Annotated in this window: 14 protein-coding genes; 13 read left to right on the forward strand and 1 reads right to left on the reverse strand. The window is 42.7% G+C overall.

Annotated features, from left to right (window positions below; all coding sequences use genetic code 11):
* Window positions 1–70: 70 nt before the first annotated feature.
* The 7 genes from IZT61_RS15885 (at window position 71) to IZT61_RS15915 (ending at window position 12,574) form a co-directional block, all read left to right on the forward strand.
* Window positions 71–3,514 (forward strand): SusC/RagA family TonB-linked outer membrane protein, encoded by a 3,444-nt coding sequence (locus IZT61_RS15885; protein ID WP_196098030.1) that lies wholly within the window; start codon window positions 71–73, stop codon window positions 3,512–3,514.
* A 6-nt stretch (window positions 3,515–3,520) separates the two neighbouring features.
* Entirely contained in the window at window positions 3,521–4,942 is a 1,422-nt protein-coding gene (locus IZT61_RS15890) for a RagB/SusD family nutrient uptake outer membrane protein (protein WP_196098031.1), read from the forward strand.
* Window positions 4,929–5,876 (forward strand): fibronectin type III domain-containing protein, encoded by a 948-nt coding sequence (locus IZT61_RS15895; protein WP_196098032.1) that lies wholly within the window; start codon window positions 4,929–4,931, stop codon window positions 5,874–5,876. The genes IZT61_RS15890 and IZT61_RS15895 overlap by 14 nt, the downstream gene beginning before the upstream one ends.
* Before the next feature lie 227 nt (window positions 5,877–6,103).
* Entirely contained in the window at window positions 6,104–6,967 is an 864-nt protein-coding gene (locus IZT61_RS15900) for an endonuclease/exonuclease/phosphatase family protein (RefSeq protein ID WP_196098033.1), read from the forward strand.
* A 125-nt stretch (window positions 6,968–7,092) separates the two neighbouring features.
* Window positions 7,093–8,412, forward strand: a complete 1,320-nt coding sequence (locus IZT61_RS15905) for a ComEC/Rec2 family competence protein (protein ID WP_196098034.1) — start codon at window positions 7,093–7,095, stop codon at window positions 8,410–8,412.
* A gap of 65 nt (window positions 8,413–8,477) precedes the next feature.
* Window positions 8,478–10,118, forward strand: a complete 1,641-nt coding sequence (pafA, locus tag IZT61_RS15910; RefSeq protein ID WP_196098035.1) for an alkaline phosphatase PafA — start codon at window positions 8,478–8,480, stop codon at window positions 10,116–10,118.
* Between the two features lie 674 nt (window positions 10,119–10,792).
* On the forward strand, window positions 10,793–12,574 hold the full coding sequence (locus IZT61_RS15915; protein ID WP_230383725.1) for a M61 family metallopeptidase: 1,782 nt from the start codon (window positions 10,793–10,795) through the stop codon (window positions 12,572–12,574).
* Window positions 12,575–13,504: 930 nt separating this feature from the next.
* Here the strand turns inward: IZT61_RS15915 and IZT61_RS15920 are convergent.
* The gene (locus IZT61_RS15920) at window positions 13,505–13,969 is read right to left on the reverse strand and encodes a hypothetical protein (RefSeq protein ID WP_196098037.1); all 465 of its coding nucleotides are present in this window, start codon (window positions 13,967–13,969) and stop codon (window positions 13,505–13,507) included.
* A 261-nt stretch (window positions 13,970–14,230) separates the two neighbouring features.
* Here IZT61_RS15920 and IZT61_RS15925 point away from each other — a divergent pair, with 261 nt between their 5' ends.
* The 6 genes from IZT61_RS15925 (at window position 14,231) to IZT61_RS15950 (ending at window position 24,854) form a co-directional block, all read left to right on the forward strand.
* A complete protein-coding gene (locus IZT61_RS15925; RefSeq protein WP_196098038.1) occupies window positions 14,231–16,006 on the forward strand; it encodes an AMP-dependent synthetase/ligase in 1,776 nt (591 codons plus the stop codon).
* Window positions 15,978–17,696, forward strand: a complete 1,719-nt coding sequence (ggt, locus tag IZT61_RS15930) for a gamma-glutamyltransferase (RefSeq protein WP_196098039.1) — start codon at window positions 15,978–15,980, stop codon at window positions 17,694–17,696. Before IZT61_RS15925 ends, ggt begins: the two co-directional genes overlap by 29 nt.
* Window positions 17,697–17,793: 97 nt before the next feature.
* A complete protein-coding gene (locus IZT61_RS15935) occupies window positions 17,794–19,107 on the forward strand; it encodes an OmpA family protein (RefSeq protein WP_196098040.1) in 1,314 nt (437 codons plus the stop codon).
* A gap of 1,302 nt (window positions 19,108–20,409) precedes the next feature.
* A complete protein-coding gene (locus IZT61_RS15940; RefSeq protein WP_196098041.1) occupies window positions 20,410–20,844 on the forward strand; it encodes a MarR family winged helix-turn-helix transcriptional regulator in 435 nt (144 codons plus the stop codon).
* A gap of 202 nt (window positions 20,845–21,046) precedes the next feature.
* Window positions 21,047–23,452 carry a 3-hydroxyacyl-CoA dehydrogenase/enoyl-CoA hydratase family protein gene (locus IZT61_RS15945; RefSeq protein ID WP_196098042.1) on the forward strand — a complete coding sequence of 802 codons (2,406 nt, stop codon included), beginning with the start codon at window positions 21,047–21,049 and terminating at the stop codon, window positions 23,450–23,452.
* 226 nt (window positions 23,453–23,678) lie between these two features.
* Window positions 23,679–24,854, forward strand: a complete 1,176-nt coding sequence (locus IZT61_RS15950) for an acetyl-CoA C-acyltransferase (RefSeq protein WP_196098043.1) — start codon at window positions 23,679–23,681, stop codon at window positions 24,852–24,854.
* The last annotated feature ends 147 nt before the right edge of the window (window positions 24,855–25,001 follow it).

A 25,001-nucleotide genomic window follows, 5' to 3' on the forward strand; every position in this document is an offset into this window, starting at 1 on the left:
ATTGGACCGTAATAACCTTTTTCCTCCTGACATTTAATTAAACCGATTTTTAACTAAACTAACCAAATTTATGAATTTTAAATTTATGAACGGGCATGCTTTTTATGGCGTGCTGCTGTTCCTGAAATCTGCTATGAGAATCCTAATTTTTTTCTGCTGTACCATAAGTTTTGCGTTTGCCTCAAACAAAGGTTTTTCGCAAAATGCAGAGATAACCATTCAAAAAAACCAAACATTAAGCATCAAAGAAATTTATAAGCTCATAAACAAGCAAACCAATTATAAGTTTATTTACAGGCACGACCTGATTAAAGATGCACCGAAAGTTGCGCTAAAGAAAGGCGTAATGAAGGTTAATGATTTGTTGGATAAATGTTTGTTGCCCAATAAGCTGACTTACGAATTTACTGCGAATGAAACCGTGATTGTAAAAAGGCAACCCACTTTGCCAGCCGGACCCGAAACAACTCAAGGCAAGCGTCAGATTCGGGTTACCGGAACCATTACTGATGAAAAGGGTGGGGTTTTGCCCGGCGCAACCGTTTTTGAAAAAGGAACTAAAAATGGTACGCAGGCCGATTTGGCGGGTAAGTTTTCGATCAGCGTGTCAAAGCCCGATGCCGTTTTGGTTTTCTCATTTCTCGGCTTTGTTTCTCAGGAGGTTAATCTCAATAATCGAACCACCCTTGCTATTGTTTTGCTTACAGATGCCGGAAAACTCGATGAAGTTGTGGTAATTGGCTACGGAAGTCAAAGTAAAGTAAAGGTAACCGGGTCAATAGCTTCATTAAAGGCCGATGCCATAAAAGATGTACCATTTACAGATGTAGCACAGGCATTGGCTGGCAAGCTAGCTGGAGTTCAGGTTACCCAAAATACGGGCGCACCTGGCTCGGCACCCAATATCAGCATTCGGGGCGTGGCAACCTTAACCGCCGGAACCGATCCGCTGATTGTTCTGGACGGACTTCCCTTATCTGAAGATGTTAGTATACAATCAATTAATCCTACCGATATTGCTTCCGTTGAAGTACTAAAAGATGCAGCTTCTGCCGCAATTTATGGTTCGAGGGCCTCTAACGGGGTAATATTAATCACCACTAAAAAGGGAGTGCAGGGAAAAACCAAATTTACGTACAACGGCTCTTACGGCATACAAAATGTGGCCAAAAAGCTCGATTTATTAGATGGTTACGAATTGGCGCAACTATTAAAAGAAGCACGCGATAAAGTTTATTTGCGCACAGTTCCGGGCGCTTCTGCGAACGATTCAAACGAGATAAGAGAAGGCAACACCTCCAATACAGAAGTGCTGATTCCAAACTATATCCTGCCCTACCTCGATGGACAAAAGGGATTGATTAATACCGATTGGCAAGATGCTATCTTTAGAAGTGCCCCAATCCAAAGTCATGAGATAAACGCCAGCGGCGGAAATGAGAACACAACTTTTTTTGTTTCCGCTAATTTCTTTGATCAAGGAGGCATTGTTGTGGGCTCTGATTTTAAGCGCTACTCTGCCCGGGTAAACTTGAAAACAAAATTTAGCGATAAGTTAACGTTCGGCATTAATTTGACACCGTCCATTTCCAAACAAAATAAAATTGTTGAAGGTTGGGAAGATTCACCGGTTTCGATGGGAATCAATTCCCATCCATTTTTCCCCGTTTATAATCCTGATGGTTCCTATTCCATCAGCGAACAGATTAAGCAGGCCGCACTTTACGGGCTTCCGGATGCCGAAAATGTGGTGGCGGTATCAGATATAACAACCGACACCAGAGAAGATAGCCGATTATTGGGAGGCGCTTTTTTGGAGTACGAGATTATTGAGGGCTTAACAGCCAAAACCTACTTTGGCGGATATACCATTTCTTCGCGTTCTAATTATTTCAGGCCCTCTTACTTAGGAATTTACCGAGCCGCTGCACCAACAGTTGCCCAGGGAAGGTCGAGCACTTTTCGAATTAACAATTGGGTAAGCGAAAATACGCTTAATTACAAAAAAAGATTTAATGATAAACACAACCTCGAAGTTCTGCTTGGCTATTCCATACAAAAAGAGAACATCGAGAAAAACGGCATTTCCGGACAAGGATATCCCAATGATGAAGTAGAAACCCTTAATGCAGCAACGATTATCAATTCTGCCGAATCAAGCATTACCGAATGGGCCTTAATTTCTTACCTGGGCAGGGTACAATACGATTATGAAAACAAATATTTGCTATCTGCAGCAATTAGGAGGGATGGCTCGTCCAGGTTTGGCAACAATACCCAGTTTGGTATTTTTCCCTCGGTTTCAGTAGGGTGGCGGGTTGATCAGGAAGATTTCTTTCCAAAGAGCGATGCTTTTTCTTCGTTAAAGTTCAGGGGCAGCTGGGGTGTAACCGGTAATAATCAAATCGCAGATTTTGGTTCACTGGCGCTGTTAGGCTCGGCCAACTACACTTTTAATGGTTCCATAGCCAATGGACTCAGGCCAGGTACCTCGCCAAACAGCGATCTATCCTGGGAAGAATCAACCACAACCAATTTAGGGCTCGATGCTTCCTTTTTCAAGAACAAATTGTCGGTAAGCATCGATGCCTATCGAACAAATACAGATGGCTTGCTTTTAAATGTACCAGTGCCGGGATATTCAGGTTTTGAAAGCTCGTTGCAAAATATCGGTAAGATAAGAAACCAGGGTATCGAATCGAGTATGACCTATCAAACCAAAGTTGGCCAGCTACAAATCAGCTCTACAGCCAATATTTCTTTCAACAGAAATAAAACAATATCGCTGGGGCCGGGCCAAACCAGAATAATTTCTGGTATGAACATTACCGAGGTAGGCAAGCCCGTTGGTGCGCACTATGGTTATAAAATCATAGGAATTTATGAAACACAACAGGAAGTAGTCAATTTCCCCAGGTTTGGGGGCGAAGCCAACATAGGCGAATACATCTTTGCAGACCTTAACAACGACGGAATAATAAGCAGCGATGACCGCACAAGTTTGGGCACGTACTGGCCAGATTATACCTGGGGCTTTTCGAGCACACTAAAATATAAATACTTCGATTTCAACTTCAGTTTGCAGGGCGTACAAGGAGTAACCGTTCGCGATAGAATGGTTGGAACGGTTTTATACGACCACCAACCCTGGGGCAACCATACCAAAGATTATTATGAAAATGCCTGGCGGAGCCTGGAAAATCCAGGCAAATATGCCGCCCCCGGGTCGCGTTCAAACATATTACATCGAGAGTCAAATCTTTTTGTAGACGATGCGTCTTACCTGCGTGTACGAAACATTACGCTCGGCGTAACATTAGATAAAAAACTGATTAAGAAATTATTTTTAGATAATATCAGGATCTACGCCACAGCGAAAAACCCTTTCACGTTCACAAGTTTCAGAGGGTACAACCCCGAACAAAGCGGAGGTAATCCACTTCAGCCCGGCGTTACATTAGGTAATTTCCCCTTAGAGCGGTCGGTTGTTTTAGGCGTTAACGTAAATTTTTAAGAAAAGATGAAAAAGATTTTAATAATAATGCTGTCCATTATGGCTATGGGGTGCGAAAAAGAGCTAGATATAGCACCGCAATCCAGTTTTACGACAGAAAATTTCTATAGAAACCAAAATGATATAGAACAGGTAGTAACCTCGGCTTATGCCTTTTTACAATCTGAAGGACAATACGGAGAAAATTTCCATTTTTTTATGGAAGTGCGTGCAGACAATTCTGTCGAAACTGGTTTAACGACAAGAGGAGGAAGCTTTGGCGAGTTCGAGGTCTTCAATATCAACCCAAGCAATTCGGTGCTGAACGAAACCTGGACGGATTGTTACAAAGGCATTCAAAGCTGCAACATTGTTATAAACCGGATTGATGCCATCCCGGGGATGAGCCAAAACCTTAAAGACGTTCGCAAGGGCGAGGCCTTGTTTATCAGGGCGCTAACTTATTTTAACCTGGTGCGGATTTGGGGCGACGTGCCATTGGTGCTTAAGGAAACTGTTAACCCCTTTGATTATTTTGATATTGGAAAAACAGCGGCAGCCACTATATACGCCCAAATTGAAACCGATTTGCAAACTGCAGCCAACTTTTTGCCTATTGCCCAATCGCAGGTAGGCAGGGCAACCAAAGGTGCTGCACAGGCCTTGTTAGGAAAAGTATACCTTACCCAAAATAAATATGGGCCTTGCATTACCACTTTACGGGCCCTTAATGGCTACGGATATGAGATTGTTGGCAGTTATGCGCAGGTGTTCGGCCCTCAGTTTGAAAACAGCAAAGAATCCATTTTCGAAATTCAGTTTACTGGCGGTATTGGTGGCGAAGGAACGGCCTTAACAAACCTGTTTACGCCACTTGGTGCAAACTCCATAGTAAACAACATCGGCACACCCTCGGGGCACAACTCGCCCACAAAAGAACTTCGCGATGCTTATGCAGCCAACGATTTGCGTAAAGCAGTAACCATAGGCGAAGTTAACGGCAAATTATACCCGAAGAAATACATTACCGAACCCAAAGGGCCTAACGATTCGGATGTGAATGTTGTTGTTTTAAGATATGCAGATGTTTTGCTGATGCTGGCCGAGGCGCTTAACGAGCAAGGTTATAGTGCCGACGCAAATGGAGAGGCCTTTAAATTAATCAACCAAATACGCAACAGGGCAGGATTGAGCAATTACACCCCGGCAATGTTGCCCAATCAAAGCAGTTTTAGAGATGCCGTGGCAAAAGAAAGGAGATTTGAACTCGCCTTTGAAAATCACCGCTGGTTTGATTTGGTAAGGACTGGCAAATTTGTTTCCGTAATGAATAGCTCCAGTCAGGAAGCTGGCCCTTTTACCGTTTCACAAAATAACGCAGTTTATCCGATTCCGCTAGCCCAGATAGATATTAACCCAACTAAAATCAAACAAAATGAAGGATATTAATCAATTCAGAAAGGCATTTAATATGGATATTTCCATATTTAAAACCATGGCATTCTTAATCGCGACGATGTTCATATGGTCTTGTTCGAAAAAAGACTCAATTTCACAGCCCGAGGCGCTGGCCGTAACAGCTAAGCCGGGAATAGATCAGGTAACGGTAAAATGGACACCAGTTAACTCCGGTAATTTTGGTTCTTATTGGATCAGCTATTATCCCGGCGATGGATTATCAGTAATCAAAGAACAAACAAAAGACTCTGTAGTGTTTAGTGATCTTGACCCGAATATCGATTATCGCTTTACCGTAGTGTGGGTTGATAACAATAAGGTAAGATCGTTGCCGGCCATCGTAAACGCAAAACCCGAAGCATTATTTGTTGAGCCCGAGGTGCTTTACGATGACGATTTAACGATTGAAAAACAAGAGCAGTTAGATGCGCTCCCGCTTTTGTATACAAAAATCAGCGGCAGGCTAAGAATAAGCGGTGCTGACATTACCAACTTGTCAAAGCTGAAAAACCTTCGAACCGTTGGTAAAAACCTCGAAATTCTGGATAAAAATACTGCGCTTACCAGTTTGGCCGGATTAGAAAAACTACGCACCATTAGCGGCAATTTATGGATTAGGAAAAATGCAGCCTTAACTTCTGTTGAAGCATTAAAACAGCTTACAAAAATTGAAGGCAACTTGTATTTTTACGACAACGCCGTTGTTAAATCGCTTTCAGGATTTGATAATCTTATAGAGGTTAAAGACGTTTTTATCGGAGATCGTGGTACTTCTGCCAACGATGGAAAGAACCCGCTACTAACTGATTTTTGTGCACTGAAAAACCTGTTTTCGTTGCCCGCGGGCGGACGCACCGTGGTTATTGCACAGAATGGATATAACCCAACTGTACAGCAAATTGCCACCGGCACATGCGCTAAATAGCAAAATGAGTTACCAGAGCAAGTTAGGATGTATTGATTTGCAAACCTGGCCAGCGCTTAAAAAATTACACCGAGACAAAAATAGAAAGGGCTGTTTCAAATTAGGTTGATACATGCTGCGGCGATAAGTTGCCGCACAAAATTCCACCTGTTGAACAGTTTCTTTAACAACACCAACCGGCCGATTGGTTCTCACCATTGGCCTATTAATAACTAAAAAAGACAGATATGAATCTTAATAAAATTTTTTCGACTTTCTTGCTTTCAATAGTCTTATTGGGAAGCATGGGCTGTGGTAAGGGTACAGATCCTTTTACCGAGAAACCTGTTATTGCCGACCCCTGCAAAAGCGGAAATTGCTTAACTGTAGCTACCTTAAATGTGGGCGTAGGGCAGCGTGCATCTGCAACAGTAATTGCTCAAAAATTAAAGCCGCTTAACCTGGATGTGTTAACGCTTACCGAATGCCCAACGTTGATTGACCAAAATTCGATGAATAAAGATTTTGTGGCACTTGTTGCAGAAACCTTAGATATGCCTTACTGGAAACTGGGTACTATTTCATCAGCAAACCATTGGAAAGACTGGGGCACCGATATTTCAGGCAAATACCACGGTAAACTAAAGGCCGTTTTAAGCAAAACCCCGCTCTCAAATCCCGAGGATATTGCCTTGCAAGGAAGCGGATTTTCTCCATCAAGTGTGGTTAAGGTAAATACAGTGATCAAAAACAAGCCGTTTGCAATTTATGCTTTGCATGTGCCAGGCAGCAGCAATGCAGAGGGTTCGGTTCACAAGTATTTTGCAGATCAGGTGCTTTCGAAGGAAACATCGCCCAACATATTGGTGATGGGCGATTTTAATAACGTTCCCTCAGGCGCAACCATGCTTTACCTAAAGGGTAAAGGACTAAAAGATGCATTAGACGATCTCACCAATCTTTCCAGTCGTATAGACCCTTACAAGCCAGGTAGAATCGATCATATCTTATACAATGGTGCTTCAGAAATAAAAGCAGTTGATGGCTATAGCAAATTTGACGCTAACATTTCCGACCACCCGTATATCTGGGTTAAAATGTTGTACAAATAAAAAGGTAGATCATAAAGAGATTAGCGCGGCCGAAGTTTCGAAGAGCCAATAAGAACGCGGGCATTCGGTTCTCAGCTGCGGCTATCCATTGTTGAGTCTTCTTAGCGTTCACAATTCAATCTGAAATGAAAAAAGACAAAATTACTGGCCTGTTATTTTTTTGGTTTATCAGTATACTGGCAACAGTTGCCGAAGCGCAAAGTAATAGCCCAATTGCTAACCAGGGGTTTGTTTACAAGGGTAAACAGGATCATCAGGCCGCTGAAAGCCATAAAAAACCCAGTGACACGAGTAAGTATACGAAGCTTGTTGAATGGCAGGATGGTTACTTAGATATCCACCATATTAATACCGGAAGTGGAGATGCCTGTTTTATGATTTTTCCTGATGGAACAACTTTGCTTTTTGACGCAGGTAACCTGAACCAAAAACGATTTGGGGCAAAATATGCGCCCATGAAAACAACATCACCAAAGCCTGATTCTTCACGCTCTGCAAGCCAATGGATCGCCAAGTATATCAAAGATCGTTTGTATAACATTAAACAGCCGAAAATTGATTATGCACTGGTATCGCATTTTCACGATGATCATTATGGCAGCTTGGTCGATTTAGGCAGAACGATCCCAATCAAAAAAATAATAGACCGCAATTATCCTGATTACGATTTTCCCGTCGATTTAAAAACCTACCTACAAGCAGATAACGACTTTAAAAAATACCTGGCGTTTATTGAGCATTCAAAAGTTAAAACCGAGTCGCTTAAAGCCGGCAGCAACACACAGATCACGCTAAAAACCGGGGCAGAGCGCTATCCAACATTCAGTGTGCGCAATGTCAAATCCAATGCCGACATCTGGACAGGCCTTGGAGAAAATACAGTGCCGCATTTTACCGCTAATGATATCACAACTTTTTACAAGGGCAAATTCAACGAAAATACCTTGAGCCTGGCCATAAAGATCGCTTACGGACCTTTTGATTATTTTACCGGAGGCGACAATACGGGGCTCCAGGGATTTGGGCTGCCCGCCTGGTTTGATGTAGAAACGCCCATGGCCAAGGCTGTCGGGAAAGTGGAGGTAACCACGCTCAACCATCATGGAAACAGAGACGCCACCAACGCTTTTTTCTTGAAGACTCTAAATCCTAAAGTTGTTGTGCAGCAATCCTGGTGCTCAGATCATCCCGGGCAGGAGGTTTTTCATCGTCTTATCGATCGTAATGAACAGGCCGAGCCGCGGGCTATTTTTGCCACCAATTTATTTGATGAGCTTAAGGTTGTTTACGGTCCGTGGTTGGTAAACAGCTACAAAAGTACGCAAGGGCATATCCTGGTAAGGGTACATCCCGGCGGTAAAACCTACGAAGTGATCGTTTTAGATGATAGCCTGCCCGAAACGCGTGTAAAGAAAGTATTTGGCCCATATCATAGCATCGACTAGTGAAAAGAACAAGCGAAGACCAGGCAAAAACAACCATAAAAATTAGCACCTGAGCAATAGAAGAAATGAAACACCATCTAAAATTTATTATCATCATCCTATTTGGCCTTAACCAAACTGTTTGCGCCCAACAAGATAAAAAGCCGAAGCTTGTGGTGGGTATCATTATAGATCAGATGCGGGCAGAATACCTTTATAGATTTAAGGACAATTACGGCGAGAATGGCTTTAAGCGATTGATGAAAACCGGATTTAATGTAAAGAACACACATTACAATTATGTGCCTACCGCTACCGGGCCGGGCCACGCATCGGTTTATACGGGCACTACGCCATCCAACCATGGTATCGTATCAAACCATTGGTATAACAGAGATACGAAGAAAATTATGTATTGCGCTGAAGATACCACCGCTGCATTAATTGATAATGATGATGCTCAAAAAAATACGAAAGACAAAACCTTTTTTCGCTCCCCTAGAAACCAAAAAACCACCACCATAACCGACGAACTGAAACTTTTTACCAATAACAGGGCAAAAGTTATCGGGATTTCTTTAAAAGATCGGGCAGCAATTTTTCCTGCCGGCCACCTCGCCAATGCAGCATTTTGGTACAACAGCAAGAACGGAAATTTTATAACCAGTTCTTATTATTTGAACAGATTACCCCTTTGGCTGCAACAGTTTAATCAGAAGAAAAAGGCCGATTCATTATTAAACCTGGTTTGGAGTACAGCGTTACCTGTGGAAAGGTATATAAACAGCAAGGCTGATCACCAGAATTTCGAAAAGATCTTCAAAGGAAAACAGAATAGTGTTTTTCCTTATGATTTAAAAGAACTGCGCAAAACAAATGGAGATTTCGCATTGTTAACCGAAGTTCCGTACGGAAATACCATCTTAACAGCATTGGCCCTGGCTGCACTTAAAGGAGAAAACCTTGGCAAAGGAGCCGAAACAGATTTTTTGACCATTAGCTATTCCAGCACAGATTATGTAGGGCATAACTTCGGAATCAGATCTAAAGAAATTGAGGATACCTATGTTCGTATGGATCAGGAAATTGCCTTACTCCTCAATGCTTTGGACACACATCTGGGAAAAAATGAATATACTTTATTCTTAACATCCGATCATGCCGGCAGCGATCATCCCCGCTTTTTGCAAGCAAACAATTTGCCGGGCGGATTTTATCATCCAAAGGCCATTAAAGAAAAATTGAACAGTCATTTATCAAAAGAGTTTGGCCCCAATAAGTATATCGCGTACATGGACAAGACACAAATTTATTTCCGTGAAACCGATACTTCAAAAGAAGATGTACTCGAAGCATCAGTAAAATTTCTACAATCGATTGATGGAATCAGGGAGGCTTTCATCCCCGGAGATCCCGAATGGAACCTGGATAACAGCACGCTTTCAACCTTCATAAAAAATACCTATAACCCGGCACAATCTGGCGACATTATTTACCATACCTATTCGGGTTGGATGGAAGAACTGCCGTTTGGCACCACACATGGAACCGCATTTAACAGCGATACCCACGTGCCTTTACTGTGGTTTGGAAATGGTATTACAAGAGGAGAGACGATAAAGCTCCATAGCATAACCCAAGTGGCACCTACACTTTCCTTTTTGCTTAACATTCCGTTGGCAAACGCATCAAATCCGCAACCTATCGAAGAAATTTTCGAGCGGTAGTCTGAGCCCTTATAACGATGCCTAAAGTTCTGGAAGCTGAAATAATCTAAAATTGTTTGCGAGGCATTGCACGCAACCTCAAACTTTTGGACGAATTAGCTAATGAACCAATGCATTCAATTAGTCATCGGATGAATCTAGCAACCCTGTTAGGAATTCATCCGATGACTGAAGAACCAGCGAACTAATGAACCAATGCATTCAACTAGTCATCGGATGAATCTAGCGACCCTGTTAGGAATTCATCCGATGACTGAAGAACCAGCGAACTAATGAACCAATGAATTCAATTAGTCATCGGATGAATCTAGCGACCCTGTTAGGAATTCATTCGATGACTGAAGAACCAGTGAACTAATGAGCCAATGAACCAATGAATTCAATTAGTCATCGGATGAATCTAGCGACCCTGTTAGGAATTCATCCGATGACTGAAGAACCAATGAACCAGTGAACCAATGCATTCAATTAGTCATCGGATGAATCTAGCGACCCTGTTAGGAATTCATCCGATGACTGAAGAACCAGTGAACTAATGAACGAATAAACTTCGGACACTTCGACCTCGGACTTTCGGACTTTTCTCGACTTATTTTATAAATTTGTGGCAAAACACCCTCAATATGTTTAATAAAAAATCAGTTTTAAGTTTAGTTTTATTGCTAACATGTATTATGGCAGCGAAAGCACAGGTAAAAATTGGCTATGAGGTTTCTTTTAAAGAACCACAGGCCCATTATGCCGAAGTTCAGATGAATATTTCTGGATGGGCAAAGGATTATGTTGATGTGAAGATGCCCGTTTGGACACCAGGTTCTTATTTGATACGTGAATTTGAAAAAAGTGTAGAAGAATTTAGTGCTACAGCCGCTGGCAAGCCTGTAAAAGTTGAAAAAGTAAGGAAGAATATTTGGAGGATTTTTTCTAATAAGGCCGCAAATATTCAGGTCAACTATCGCGTTTATGCATTCGAGATTTCGGTGCGTACCCCGTTTATCGATGAGTCGCACGCCTTCCTATCTCCGACCGCGATTTTTATGCATCCCGAAGGCATGATTAAATCGCCAAGTACCGTAAAAATAATACCTTTTAAAACCTGGAGCAAGGTTTCTACAGGGTTAGCGCCCGTAGCTGGTCAATCTTTTACCTATACTGCACCCGATTTCGATATTTTGTATGATAGCCCGATTGAGGTTGGAAACCAGGATGTATTCGAGTTTATGGCAGCAGGAGTGCGCCATGAGGTGGCCATGTACGGCGGCGGTAATTACGATAAGGAGAAGCTAAAAGTAGATATGGCGAAAATTGTTGAAGAGGCAACCGCTGTTTATGGCGAAAACCCCAACAAACACTATGTTTTTATTGTACACAACTTTTTAAGAGGCGGAGGTGGATTAGAGCATTTAAACTCTACAACACTCGGCGCATCTAGAAATGCCTACAATACCGAAGCAGGTTACAAAGGCTTTTTAGGTCTTGTTGCGCACGAATATCACCACTTGTGGAATGTTAAGCGCCTCCGTCCTGTAGCTTTGGGGCCGTTCGATTACGATAACGAGAATTATACAACAAACCTTTGGGTTGCCGAAGGCTTTACCTCATACTACGAAAACAAGTTTATGCACAGGGCCGGTTTTAACGATGCCGATAAATTTGTAAACGACCTGGCTGGTGGCATAGCAACGGTCCTGAACACGCCCGGCGCAAAATATCAATCTGCAGCCTCATCGAGTTACGATGCCTGGATCATTGGTTATCGCCCGAATGAGAACTCAAGAAATAATTCTATCTCTTATTATAACAAAGGTGAAGTAATTGGCATTTTGATGGATCTTGAAATTATTAATGCCACCAAAGGAGCCAAAAGTTTAGATGATGTAATGAAAGCCATGTACTTGCAGTGCAAAACCCTTAAACGTGGTTATACCGATGCAGAGTTTAAGGCCATGGTAGAGAAAGTATCTGGCATCAGTTTCGATAGTTTTTGGGCCAAATACGTTAACGGTGTTGTAGACCCTGAATATGTAAAATATTTCGGTTATGCGGGTGTTGATGTAAGCACCGAGAACGCAACGCCAAATAAACCTGTAACGGGAGCTTCAGGCCAATTAACCAACGACGGTACAATCAGTGTTACATCGATAGCACGAAATTCTGCCGCCTGGGTTGGAGGCTTAAACGTAAACGACGAAATTGTGTCTGTAGACGGCGTTACTGTGCTCGATGCACTGGCTACTATAAAGTTAAGAAGCGCAATGCTTTCTTTGGAAACCTTGCCATTAGTTGCCAACAAGAAAATTGGCGAAACTTTAAAGCTACAAGTTAAACGCGATGGCTTAGCTAAGGAAATTGTTTTAACCCTTAAAGAAAACCCAAGCGTGCGCCTAAAAGCGACGATCAACCAAAACGCAACAGCAGCTCAAAAAGCGGTTTTAGCCAAATGGTTGGGGAATTAAGTTCGGAGTTTGGAGTCGTGAGTTCTAAGTCTTCAGTCACTAGCCTTTTTCGCAAATAAAAAATCCCGTGAGCGCTATCAATGCCTTACGGGATTTTTTTATTGGGGATTTTTGGGGAACAATTGGGGCGAAAAAATATTCGCTGCTTTTTTGACCCCACTTTATTCCTCGTTTTTATGGCACTGAAGTCTGTTTTTTTATTGGCTGAGTTTTTGAACTAGTTGGTTATGTTGATCTAAATAATGAGAAACAATTTAACATCCAAAACTTTATCTTGTTTCGGAAATTAGTGGCTCAATTGTTATCGTCATCAGTAACTCTTGAGCGCTAATTTTTTATTTGCCAACACTTTTAATTCATAAAAAAAATCCCGTGAGAGCTGTGTCTCACGGGATTTTTGTTTTAAGCCCCACCCAACCTCCTCAGAGGGAAAGAGTTAGCGATAAGCTAATATGCGAATCGTAAATTAGCGAGGCGCTCGATAAATTTCGGCTTTAGTCTTTAGTATTTTCCTCCCAAAGGGCAATGTCATTTAGTTAACCATGACGGGTGTCAGTCTGAGCGGAGTCGAAGACTTTTTTCTATCGGATAAATCTATTAACATCTGCCCTTCGACTGAGCCTGTATTGAGCCTTTCGTCTACGCTCAAGATAAACTCCAGTCGAAATGCTCAGGGGGACAATATTTCTTAGTTTTACCTCAACCAAATGAAATTGCCCAATGGGATGCCTTTGGAACAGCTTTTAGCTTCCTCGGACTCTCAGACTTCCCAACTTCGGACTTTCTTTAGTCTTTCCGCTTTTAGCTTCGGTCTTTCAGCTTTAGCCTTTCAGCTTCTTAGGACTTTCAGACTTCGGACTTCGGACTCCTTTTAGTCTTTCCGCTTCAGTCTTTCAGCTTCTTCGGACTTTCGGACTTCCCGACTTCGGACTAAAAAGTATATCTAAATCCTAATCCAAATCTGCCGGCGTTAAAATCGCTATCATTATCGCCGATATAAAGTCTAGGTCTCCAATCTAAGGCCAAAGCCAACGGTGCGCCCGAGAATTTGTAATCTAAACCAACCATTGGCACTAAGTAAAAGCTCGATCCACCATCGTACAATTGTACCGAAGGACCACCACCTAAATACCAATCAAGGCCCGATGCACCCGGAATTGCCGAGTTGTATTGTAAAAAGCCCTGAATAATTGTAGAGTTTCCACCAAATAAAACATCGCCTTGTATGGCTGCTTTTGAACTGAAGTGGTGTCTGATAGATGGGCCAACCAAAGTTGCGCCGTCACCAAAATCGATGCCTAAACCAAGGCCCGTTTTGTAGTTTTGTGCCTTAACACTTGTTGTCGAGATTGCGAACAATGCAATGCATCCTAAAATTGTAAATAACTTTTTCATAACAGAGATAATTTTAAATGATTTTTTAAAGCTATCGAACTAACAATTTTGATGCCGTTTCTGTTTTTTGCGTAAAATCTTCGCTGAGATAAAAGAACAATGCTTGCATAGTAATTTTGTTATTGGTAAGTTTATTGGACTAAATTTTTGATGAACTAAATTTTGTTAAGGCAATACCAACAACGCTTTTAGTTTAAAAAATTAGCGGTTGAACACATTTTTAAGTTCAATTTTTTAACTTAACCAAATAATATTAAACGTATGGCTGCAGAAATAACGAGGGTTTTTGATTTGTTAAGAATTAGCCTTGATCAACCAAAAGAGCAATTTATCAGTGGAAAAATTAATGGCAAATGGGTTCATTATAGTACGCAGGAATTTTGCGATACTGTAGATAATTTGAGCCGCGGACTAATCAAGGCCGGTATCGGCAAGGGCGGACGGGTTGCCGTTATGAGCCATAACAGGCCCGAGTGGAATATTGCCGACTTTGCCGCCAACCAAATTGGTGCCTATCAAATTCCTTTGTACCCAACGCTGGCCGAGCACGATATTCAGTTTATTCTTACCGATGCCCAAATTACCATCTTATTTGTAGCTGATGAGGATTTGTACCAAAAAATTAAGCCTTGCGTTAATGCCGTAAATCCCGATATTAAAATATTTAGCTTCAATAAAATAAACAATGTCGAATGCTGGACTACCTTAATAGAAGAAGGTAAGAAGGCTACCCAAATCAATCTCGATGATTACCGCAGCAAAGTAGCGCCAGAAGATATTCTCACGCTGATTTATACCTCCGGCACCACCGGAACGCCGAAAGGAGTAATGTTGACCCATAACAATCTCGTGGCCAATTTTGTAAACTCGGCCGTCGTAATGCCCGATGGTGTAAACAAAAGTTTAAGCTTTTTGCCCTTGTCGCACATTTTCGAGCGAATGATCATCTATTTGTATCTGTTTAACCATACCGCCATTTATTACGCCGAAAGTATGGAAACCATCGTGGCCGATATTCAGCATGTAAAACCTAATGCATTTTCTACCGTGCCAAGGCTGCTCGAAAAAGTGTACGATAAGATTATGGAAAAGGGCAAATCGCTAACCGGCATAAAAAAAGCAATTTTCTTTTGGTCCCTCGCCTTGGCAGAAAATTATACTATTGATGCAGGCCCATGGTACAACTTTAAGCTTGGCATCGCCCGGAAGTTGGTTTTTAAGAAATGGCAGGAAGCCCTGGGTGGAGAAATTGTAGTTATCGTTTCCGGAGGTGCCGCACTAAATCCGCGTTTGGCCCGAATATTTTGGGCTGCTGGCATGCCTGTTTTCGAGGGCTACGGCCTTACCGAAACCTCACCCGTAATAACCGTTAATCATTTCGGGGGTACCATGTTCGGGACTGTTGGCGAGGTTATCAAAGGCGTTGAAGTAAAAATTGCTCCCGATGGAGAAGTGTTAACACGAGGCCATCAGGTAATGAAAGGCTATTATAACCAACCCGGGCTAACTGCCGAAACGATAGACAGCGAAGGCTGGTTTCATACGGGCGATATTGGCGAACTGATCAACGGAAAGTTCTTAAAAATTACAGACCGGAAAAAAGAAATGTTTAAAACTGCCGGGGGAAAATATGTTGCACCCCAATCGTTGGAAAATAAATATAAAGAGTCGATATTTATCGAGCAAATCATGGTGCTCGGCGAAAACCGAAAGTTCCCATCCGCGTTGGTTGTACCCAATTTTGAAACACTAAAAACTTGGGCCGCAAAAAAAGGCATCAAGTTTACAACCAACGAAGAGATTATTAAAAACGAACAGGTTTTGGCCAAGTATAACGAAGTTATTGAGGCGGCCAATGCAGGCTTTGGTAAGTGGGAACAGGTAAAAAGGCTGGCGCTGTTGCCAAAAGAGTGGAGTATAGATGGTGGCGAGTTAACACCCAAGCTCAGCTTGAAAAGAAAGGTGATTACAGAAAAAAACAACCCTATAATAGAGAAAATATATAAAGATGCAGAAAACTACAAAGCACCTGGTTAATGTAAGGATAGCAGCCATCCTGTTCACGGTAATCGTTAGCTCTGGCTGTGCCACAGGGCAGCTCGGTAAACACAATAGCGACGAATTTAAAAACGGAATGGTAGTTTCTGCTCATCCGGAAGCATCGGAAGTTGGCATAGAAATCTTAAAAAAGGGCGGTAATGCCGTTGATGCTGCCGTAGCCGTACAGTTTGCCCTTGCAGTAGTTTATCCCAATGCAGGCAATATTGGTGGTGGCGGATTTATGGTTTACCGTTCAGCCGCGGGCGAAGTGAACGCCCTCGATTTTAGAGAAAAAGCAGCCGGAAGCGCAACCAGAGATATGTACCTCGATACCGCAGGAAACCCAATTGTTACCAAAAGCCTGTATGGCCATTTGGCGGCAGGCGTACCCGGCTCGGTAGATGGCATGGTTGAAGCCCATAAAAAATACGGTAAATTAAGCTGGGCCGAAGTGTTGCAGCCAGCAATAAACCTTGCCCAAAATGGTTTCAAAATTACCCAGCGCCAGGCAGGAGAACTAAACGGCCTCCATCGAAAGTTGATGGAATTTAATCCCAACGGAACCGCATTTGTAAACCTCGAATCGACCTGGAAAGCCGATGATTTATTGATCCAGAAAGAACTGGCCAACACCTTACGCTTAATTAAAGAGAAAGGCCGGGCTGGCTTTTACGAAGGAGCAGTTGCCGATTCTATTGTAGGTGAGATGAAACGCGGCAACGGTCTCATCACCAAAGAAGATCTTAAAAACTATCACTCAGCATGGCGTAAACCCATTACCGGCAGCTACAGAGGTTATAAAATAATTACAATGCCCCCAACTTCCAGCGGAGGCATCGCTTTGGTACAATTGCTTCAATCTGTAGAGCCTTTTCCCCTAAATAAATGGGGTCATAACGCCGATTCTACCGTGCAGGTGATAGTAGAGGCTGAACGACGGGTTTATGCAGACCGTGCAACGCACCTGGGCGACCCTGATTTTTATCCCGTGCCCCAAACAGGCTTGTTAGATGCCGCCTACAATAAAAATCGCATGAGCACTTTCGACTGGAACGCCGCCACACCCAGCAGCAAGCTATTAGCCGGCCAGATAAAAGGAGCAGAGCACGAAGAAACAACCCATTTTTCTATCGTCGATCGCCAAGGCAATGCAGTTTCCATCACGACAACGTTAAACGGTTCATACGGATCGCTGGTTGCCGTAAAAGGTGCAGGCTTTTTATTGAACAACGAAATGGACGACTTCTCCGTAAAGCCCGGCGCACCAAATATGTACGGTCTGGTAGGAGGCGAGGCCAATTCAATATCGCCGAACAAGAGAATGTTGAGCTCAATGACACCGACCATTGTAGAAAAAGACGGCAAGCTCTTTATGGTAGTTGGCACGCCCGGAGGTTCAACCATTATCACATCCGTGTTTCAAACCATCGTTAATGTAATCGATTTCAACATGTCTATGCAAGGCGCCGTAGCCGCGAAGAAATTCCACCACCAATGGCTCCCCGATGAAGTCGCTGTAGAAAAAGATGCCCTTGATAGCACAACTGTGGAAAAATTAAGGAAAAAAGGCTACAATATTATACAACGCGGACCGATTGGCAGGGTCGATGCCATCTTAAAAACAAAGTGGGGCTATTACCAGGGAGGGGCAGATCCACGCGGCGACGACAAGGCTATTGGCTATTAATGTTGATAAGTTAGTAAGTATTTTTACGGAAACGTATTTTTGGTATGGCAATTGTAAAGAAGTGTGCAACGCTTATTCAACGTTATAACTAAAAATTATGAAATTACAATTATTCAAAACACTACCAGTTGCGCTAGCTGGTTTATTGATCGGCTCAGCTGCTATGGCGCAAGAAGCTCCGGCAACCACGTTCAGAACCTGGTCTATCGGTGTTAACGCAGGTGTATTAACACCACTTTCGCCACTTGGTGGTAAAAACGATTTTAGTAACAACAAATCGAACTTTGGCTACGGTCTTTACATTAAAAAACAATTTACACCCTATTTCTCACTTCGTTTAGATGGAGTTCGTGGTAAACTTAAAGGCGATAACACTGAGGCTTTCGAAAGTGGAAGAGTTAATTCTTCGCCAGTAAGTGCTTTCGATACCCAGTTAGAATACTCGGGTTCATTAAGCGCCGTAGTAAACATGTTTAATATCAACATGTTCAAAAAAGAAAATGCTTTACAACTCTATACCTCAGTTGGAGCAGGTTTAGCAGGTTACAAGCCAACAATCACTACATCGGCAGGTACCTCTTTATACGCTGGCGATAAAACCATTCAGGAATTGATTATTCCCGTAGGCGTAGGTGCTAAATTTAAAATCTCTGATGCTGTTAACTTCGATTTAGGTTGGACAATCAACTTTGTAGATGGCGATAACTTAGACGGTTATTACAGAGGAAGCAACGACAAATATAACTATGCTTATGCAGGTTTAGAGTTTGCCTTAGGTAGCGGAAAACAATTGGCTTTCCACAACCCGGTTGCAGCAACTTACGATGAAGCCTTAGCTGCTAAAAACACAGCAAACGCATTAAAATCAGATTTAGATGCACAAAAAGCTGAAAATGCAAAACTGCGTTCAGAAATGGCCGATATCTTAAAAGATACAGATGGCGATGGTGTTGCCGATAAATTGGATAAATGCCCAGGTACACCAGCCGGAACAGTAGTAGACGGATCAGGTTGCCCATTGGCAACCCCAGAAAAAGTTGTTACAAAAGTAATCGTTACCGAAGAAGATCGTAAAGTTGTTGCAGATGCAATTAAAAACTTAGAATTCGATTTAGGTAAAGCAACAATCCGTTCTAAATCTTATGCTTCGCTTAACAGGGTTGCAGGTTTGTTGATTAACAAAAACTTCAGCTTAAAATTAGCAGGTCACACAGATAACACTGGTTCTGATGCATTGAACATGCGTTTATCGAAAGACAGAGCAGAATCGGTAAAAGCTTATTTAGTTTCTCAAGGAGCAAACGCTTCAAGAATCGAAGCTATCGGTTACGGTGAGTCTCAGCCAATTGCTACAAATAAAACAGCAGCTGGCCGTCAGCAAAACCGTCGTGTAGAGTTTACACTTTACTAGTCGGCCTTAAATACTTTCAAAGCGTCCTTGAGTTAATCAAGGGCGCTTTTTTTGTTTGGCGAATGATGGGTTCCAGCTACGTTATCGTTCATTAAGCAGAATCTGATTTTTTAGAAGCACAACGCCAGTGTAAGAAACGCAGTATCTTCCCGAGTGCCGCTATTATGCTTCGCTTCGTTGTCCTTCTCGCTGCATGGTATCGCTCAATGTTATTTAGTTAAGCTCGAGGGGTGTCATCCGATAGCTATCGGATCTGAGCCTTTCGACTTGAGCTTGTATTGAGCGTAGTCGAAATGCTCAAGATAAACTCAGTCGAAGACCTTTCTGTAGGAAAAAACAAATAAACATCGCCCTTCGACTCCGCTCAGGGTGACAATGTTTTTTGTTTTTTCCTTAAATAAATGACACAAGGGTATCGCTTCACCCGGGGCTAAATTGAACGCTTCTTCACAAAGCCGAACTAATCGCTACCCCTCTATATGCCCTCTATGCCTATATGGTCAACAATTAGTTGATATTCCGTCTCAGATGAATTTTGATATTTTTTTAGAAGCACAACGCCAGTGTAAGAAACGCAGTATCTTCCCCTATTCCCCTATTCCCCTATTCCGCTATTACGCTTCGCTTCGTCGTGCCTCCTCGCTGCAGGGTATTGCTTAATGTTATTTAGTTAAGCTCGAGGGGTGTCATCCGAGAGCTATCGGATCTGAGCCTTTCGACTTGAGCTTGTATTGAGCGTAGTCGAAATGCTCAAGATAAACTCAGTCGAAGACCTTTCTGTAGGAAAAAACAAATAAACATCGCCCTTCGACTCCGCTCAGGATGACAATGTTTTTTGTTTTTTCCTTAAATAAATGACACAAGGGTATCGCTTCACCCGGGGCTAAGTTGAACGCTTCTTCACAAAGCCGAACTAATCGCCATCCCTCTATACGCCCTCTATGCCTATATGTTCAACAATTGGTTGATATTGCGTCTCTGCTGAATTTAACAACTTTTTTAGAAGCACAATGTCAGTTTAAAAAACGCTGTATCTTCTCGTGTGTAGCCCCGGGTGAAGCGAAGCCGAATGTTTCTTCACTAAGCCGAACTAGGTCGCCACCCCTCTATATGCCCTAAATGCCTATATGGTCAAAAACACTGCATCCAATCGATACGAGATATTCCCCCTCCTCAACTCTATATGCCCTCTATGCCTATATGGTCAACAACAACTTTTTATGACAATAAAATCAATTTTCCCTTTGCATTAACAAAATACATTTATTAGCTTTGTTATGCAAGCATAATAAAATAATCAAGATGAAGCAACATCAAACATTAGATTACCATGTAAAGTTTGCATGGCAAAACATGTTTAATAAGTACAACCAAATGGCATCTAGTTTCGGCATTACCCAGGCAATTGGATACATGCTCATTAACATAAACGATGAAGACGGTACCGCTGTTTCTAACCTGGCCGCACTGCTTGGTGTTAAAGCCACAAGCTTATCGCGAATGTTAAATAATATGGAAGAAGCTAACCTGATTTACCGGGAAACTTCAATCGGCGATAAACGTTCAGTAAAAGTGTACCTGACAGATTTTGGCAAAGAGAAGAAACAACTGGCAAAAGGCGTAGTTCGAAAATTTAACGAATATCTTGATGAGCACTTTACCAAAAAGGAAAAAGAAACATTCATCAATTTGTTAATAAAACTAAACGACATTACAGTCGCTTATACCGTTGATTAAATGACAACATGAATAGGCTGTATCATAAAGCTATATCCGATCCGAATTTGTCACGTTGAGCCTCCCGAGAAATCGGGACAGGTAGTCGAAACGCCTTTTTAAGCATTTAGACAAGTCATGCGACAAGCTCAGGATGACAAGATCTATTTATGAGACAGCCTCTTGAAAAGTTCTTTAGAACAAAAAATAAAATCAAACACTGATGAAAAGAAGCATTAATAAAGTTGCTGTTCTAGGCTCGGGTATTATGGGTTCACGCATTGCATGCCACTTCGCCAATATTGGCGTAGCGGTTTTGCTTTTAGATATTGCGCCAAAAGAACTCACCTCAGAAGAACAGGCAAAAGGATTGACTCTTGATAAACCAGATGTAAAAAATCGAATTGTAAACGCGGCTTTGCAAACTGCTATAAAATCGAATCCATCTCCGGTTTATTCAAAAAAAGTATTGAATAAAATCAAGACTGGAAACTTCGACGATGATATGTCGAAAATTGCAGATTACGACTGGGTAATAGAAGTTGTTGTCGAAAATCTCGACATTAAGAAAAAAGTTTTCGAGCAAGTAGAGCAATTCCGAAAGCCCGGTACATTAATTACATCAAATACATCCGGCATCCCCATTCATTTGATGGCAGAAGGAAGGAGCGACGATTTTAAGGCTCATTTCTGTGGAACACACTTTTTTAATCCACCACGGTATTTAAAATTACTCGAAATCATTCCTACGCCGCACACCAAGCCAGAAATAGTAGATTTCCTGATGCATTACGGAGATAAGTTTTTGGGTAAAACCACCGTACTATGTAAAGATACACCAGCATTTATTGCCAACCGGGTTGGGGTGTACTCCATCATGGCATTGCTGCACCTTGTAGAAAAGCTCGATTTAACCGTAGAAGAAGTCGATAAATTTACCGGCCCGGCTTTAGGCAGACCCAAATCGGCTACTTTCCGCACATCCGATGTGGTAGGGCTCGATACAATGATTAAAGTGGCCAAGGGCCTTTACGACAATTGCCCCGACGATAAAGCCCACGATTTATTTAAACTTCCAGCATACGTGCAAAAAATGGAAGAGAACAAATGGCTGGGCGACAAAACCAAACAAGGATTTTATAAAAAGACAAAAACGCCCGAGGGCAAAACAGAAATACTCGCCCTCGATTTAAAAACACTCGAATATAAGCCACAGCAAAAAGTAAAATCGGCAACTTTAGAAATGACCAAGCCCGTCGAAAACCTTCGTGAGCGCATGAAGATTTTTGCAGCTGGTAAAGATAAGGCAGGCGAAATCTTCCGTTATTCTTCATTTGGCTTGTTCGAATACGTTTCAGATAGAATTCCGGAAATTTCTGACGAGTTGTATCGGATCGATGATGCCATGCGTGCCGGCTTTGGCTGGGAATTGGGGCCGTTTGAACTCTGGGACGCGGTTGGCGTTAAGGAAGCCCTTGCAGGCATGGAGCAATATGGCAATAAGGCCGCTGCCTGGGTACACGAAATGCTCGACGCAGGAAACACCTCGTTTTATAAAGTTGAAGGTGGCGTAAAAAAATACTACGATATTCCAACCAAATCCTACAAAATCTTACCCGGAGCAGAAGAATTTATCATTCTCGACAACATTCGCGAGAATAAAACACTTTGGAAAAACTCAGGCGTATCCATTATCGATCTCGGCGATGGAATTTTGAATGTTGAATTCCACACCAAGATGAACACCATCGGCGGCGATGTTATTTCAGGCATAAACAAGGCGATTGATATGGCCGAGAAAGATTATCGCGGCCTGGTGATCGGAAACGATGGCGCAAATTTTTCTGCCGGTGCAAACGTCGGTATGATTTTTATGATGGCAGTTGAGCAAGAATGGGATGAACTTAACATGGCCATTCGCATGTTCCAAAATACATCCATGCGCATTCGGTATTCATCAATTCCCGTTGTAGTGGCGCCGCACAACTTAACCCTTGGTGGCGGCTGCGAATTCAGTCTCCATGCCGATCACGTCCAGCTTTCGGCAGAAACTTATATGGGTTTGGTTGAATTTGGCGTGGGCGTAATTCCCGGTGGCGGCGGAACCAAAGAGTTTGCCCTGCGGGCTTCCGACGAATTTAAAGACGATCAAATTGTTCAAAACGTATTGAAAGAACGCTTTTTAACCATCGGCATGGCTAAGGTATCTACTTCGGGTTACGAAGCTTATGAGCTGGGCTACCTGCAAAAAGACAAATTTTCGATTTCAATGAACCGCAACCGTTTACTGGCCGATGCAAAAGCCAAAGCCATCGAGCTGGCTGAAGCGGGTTACACCAAACCTGTACAAAGAACAGATATTAAGGTGCTCGGAAAGCAAGGCTTGGGCATTGTGTACGCCGGAGCAAACAGCATGTACGCAGGTAATTACATTTCCGAACACGATAAAAAAATCTCCGAAAAATTAGGCTATGTGATGTGTGGCGGCGATTTATCGGCACCAACAGAAGTAAGTGAACAATACTTGCTCGATCTGGAACGCGAAGCCTTCTTATCGCTTGCAGGAGAAAGAAAGAGCTTGGAACGGATTCAATCCATTATAACAAAAGGAAAACCGTTGAGGAATTAGAATCAGATGTGAGAGACTAGACATTCGATGTGAGAAACAATTTCGTCATTGTGAGGCCGGATTTGAGCGGGCCGAAGCAATCTTACTTGATATTCTTTCTCTTTAGAATTGCCTGGCCGCCCCGCACTGACGACAAATGACCGAATTAAAAAATAAATTGTACGATTTGAATTTGGATTTGAGCAGGTCTCAAATCTCAAGTCTCAAATCTCAAATCTGAAGAAAAATGGAAGCATACATTATAGCCGGATATCGTACAGCAGTGGGCAAGGCCCCACGCGGCGTATTCCGTTTTACAAGAGCCGACGATTTAGCTGCCGAGGTGATTAAAGCTTTGGTGGCCTCGGTTCCGAATTTAGATAAAGAACAAATCGATGATGTAATTGTGGGTAACGCAACGCCCGAAGCTGAGCAAGGACTAAACATCGGCCGGATGATCTCTTTAATGGGCTTAGATACAGATAAAGTACCGGGTGTTACCGTAAACCGCTATTGCGCTTCGGGCCTGGAAACAATAGCAACTGCAGTAGCCAAAATTAAGGCTGGAATGGCCGATTGTATTATTGCTGGCGGAGTGGAAGTAATGAGCGGAATGCCTTTTGGTGGCTGGAAACTTGTGCCGAACGCTGAGGTGGCCAAGAAAAATCCCGATTGGTACTGGGGAATGGGCTTAACAGCCGAGGCCGTTGCCAAAGAGTACAAAGTTAGCCGCGAAGATCAGGATGCATTCTCTTTGAAGTCGCACGAAAAGGCCATTCATGCCATTAAAAACGGTCATTTAAAAGACGGAATCCTGCCAATTACCGTAAATGAAAATTATCTCGATGAAAACCACAAGAAGCAAACCCGTACTTACGTGGTTGATACCGATGAAGGCCCTCGTGCAGATACGACTTTAGAAAAACTCGCAAAATTGAAACCCGTTTTCGATGCCGTTGGCAGCGTTACCGCGGGCAATTCCTCGCAAACATCCGATGGCGCAGCATTCGTTTTGGTGGTTTCAGAAAAGAAAATGAAAGAACTGAATGCCGAGCCCATTGCCAGGTTAGTAAGCTACGGCGTTGTTGGTGTGCCGCCGAGAATTATGGGCATTGCCCCAATAGACGCAATCCCGAAAGCCATTAAGCAGGCCGGATTGAAACAATCCGATATCGACTTAATTGAGCTGAACGAGGCTTTCGCATCGCAATCATTGGCCGTAATACGTGCGTTAGATTTAAATCCCGACATCGTAAACGTAAATGGTGGCGCGATTGCTTTAGGCCATCCACTCGGTTGCACAGGGGCAAAGCTCTCCGTACAAATGATGAATGAACTTAAAAGACAAGATAAAAAATATGGCATGGTTACCATGTGCGTAGGTACTGGCCAGGGTGCTGCAGGGATTTTTGAGCGGTTTTAGTACACAAATTCGTCATTGCGAGGAACGAAGCAATCTCACTTGCAAAAACAGATTGCTTCGTGCCTCGCAATGACGGCCATGCTAAACGAGTGGTAAGGACGGTCGTCACTCTGAATTCATTTCAGAGCCTTTAAAGTATGACCGTCT

Origin of the sequence: Pedobacter endophyticus, from assembly GCF_015679185.1 — a bacterium.
Classification (GTDB): domain Bacteria; phylum Bacteroidota; class Bacteroidia; order Sphingobacteriales; family Sphingobacteriaceae; genus Pedobacter; species Pedobacter endophyticus.

Bases quoted from the DNA above. Each gene is read 5' to 3' on its own strand.
- pafA (WP_196098035.1), top strand. From the start codon at position 8,478: ATGAAACACCATCTAAAATTTATTATCATCATCCTATTTGGCCTTAAC.
- ggt (WP_196098039.1), top strand. From the start codon at position 15,978: ATGCAGAAAACTACAAAGCACCTGGTTAATGTAAGGATAGCAGCCATC.
- IZT61_RS15920 (WP_196098037.1), bottom strand. From the start codon at position 13,969: ATGAAAAAGTTATTTACAATTTTAGGATGCATTGCATTGTTCGCAATC.
- IZT61_RS15940 (WP_196098041.1), top strand. From the start codon at position 20,410: ATGAAGCAACATCAAACATTAGATTACCATGTAAAGTTTGCATGGCAA.
- IZT61_RS15895 (WP_196098032.1), top strand. From the start codon at position 4,929: ATGAAGGATATTAATCAATTCAGAAAGGCATTTAATATGGATATTTCC.
- IZT61_RS15925 (WP_196098038.1), top strand. From the start codon at position 14,231: ATGGCTGCAGAAATAACGAGGGTTTTTGATTTGTTAAGAATTAGCCTT.
- IZT61_RS15915 (WP_230383725.1), top strand. From the start codon at position 10,793: ATGGCAGCGAAAGCACAGGTAAAAATTGGCTATGAGGTTTCTTTTAAA.
- IZT61_RS15945 (WP_196098042.1), top strand. From the start codon at position 21,047: ATGAAAAGAAGCATTAATAAAGTTGCTGTTCTAGGCTCGGGTATTATG.
- IZT61_RS15885 (WP_196098030.1), top strand. From the start codon at position 71: ATGAATTTTAAATTTATGAACGGGCATGCTTTTTATGGCGTGCTGCTG.
- IZT61_RS15935 (WP_196098040.1), top strand. From the start codon at position 17,794: ATGAAATTACAATTATTCAAAACACTACCAGTTGCGCTAGCTGGTTTA.
- IZT61_RS15950 (WP_196098043.1), top strand. From the start codon at position 23,679: ATGGAAGCATACATTATAGCCGGATATCGTACAGCAGTGGGCAAGGCC.
- IZT61_RS15905 (WP_196098034.1), top strand. From the start codon at position 7,093: ATGAAAAAAGACAAAATTACTGGCCTGTTATTTTTTTGGTTTATCAGT.
- IZT61_RS15890 (WP_196098031.1), top strand. From the start codon at position 3,521: ATGAAAAAGATTTTAATAATAATGCTGTCCATTATGGCTATGGGGTGC.
- IZT61_RS15900 (WP_196098033.1), top strand. From the start codon at position 6,104: ATGAATCTTAATAAAATTTTTTCGACTTTCTTGCTTTCAATAGTCTTA.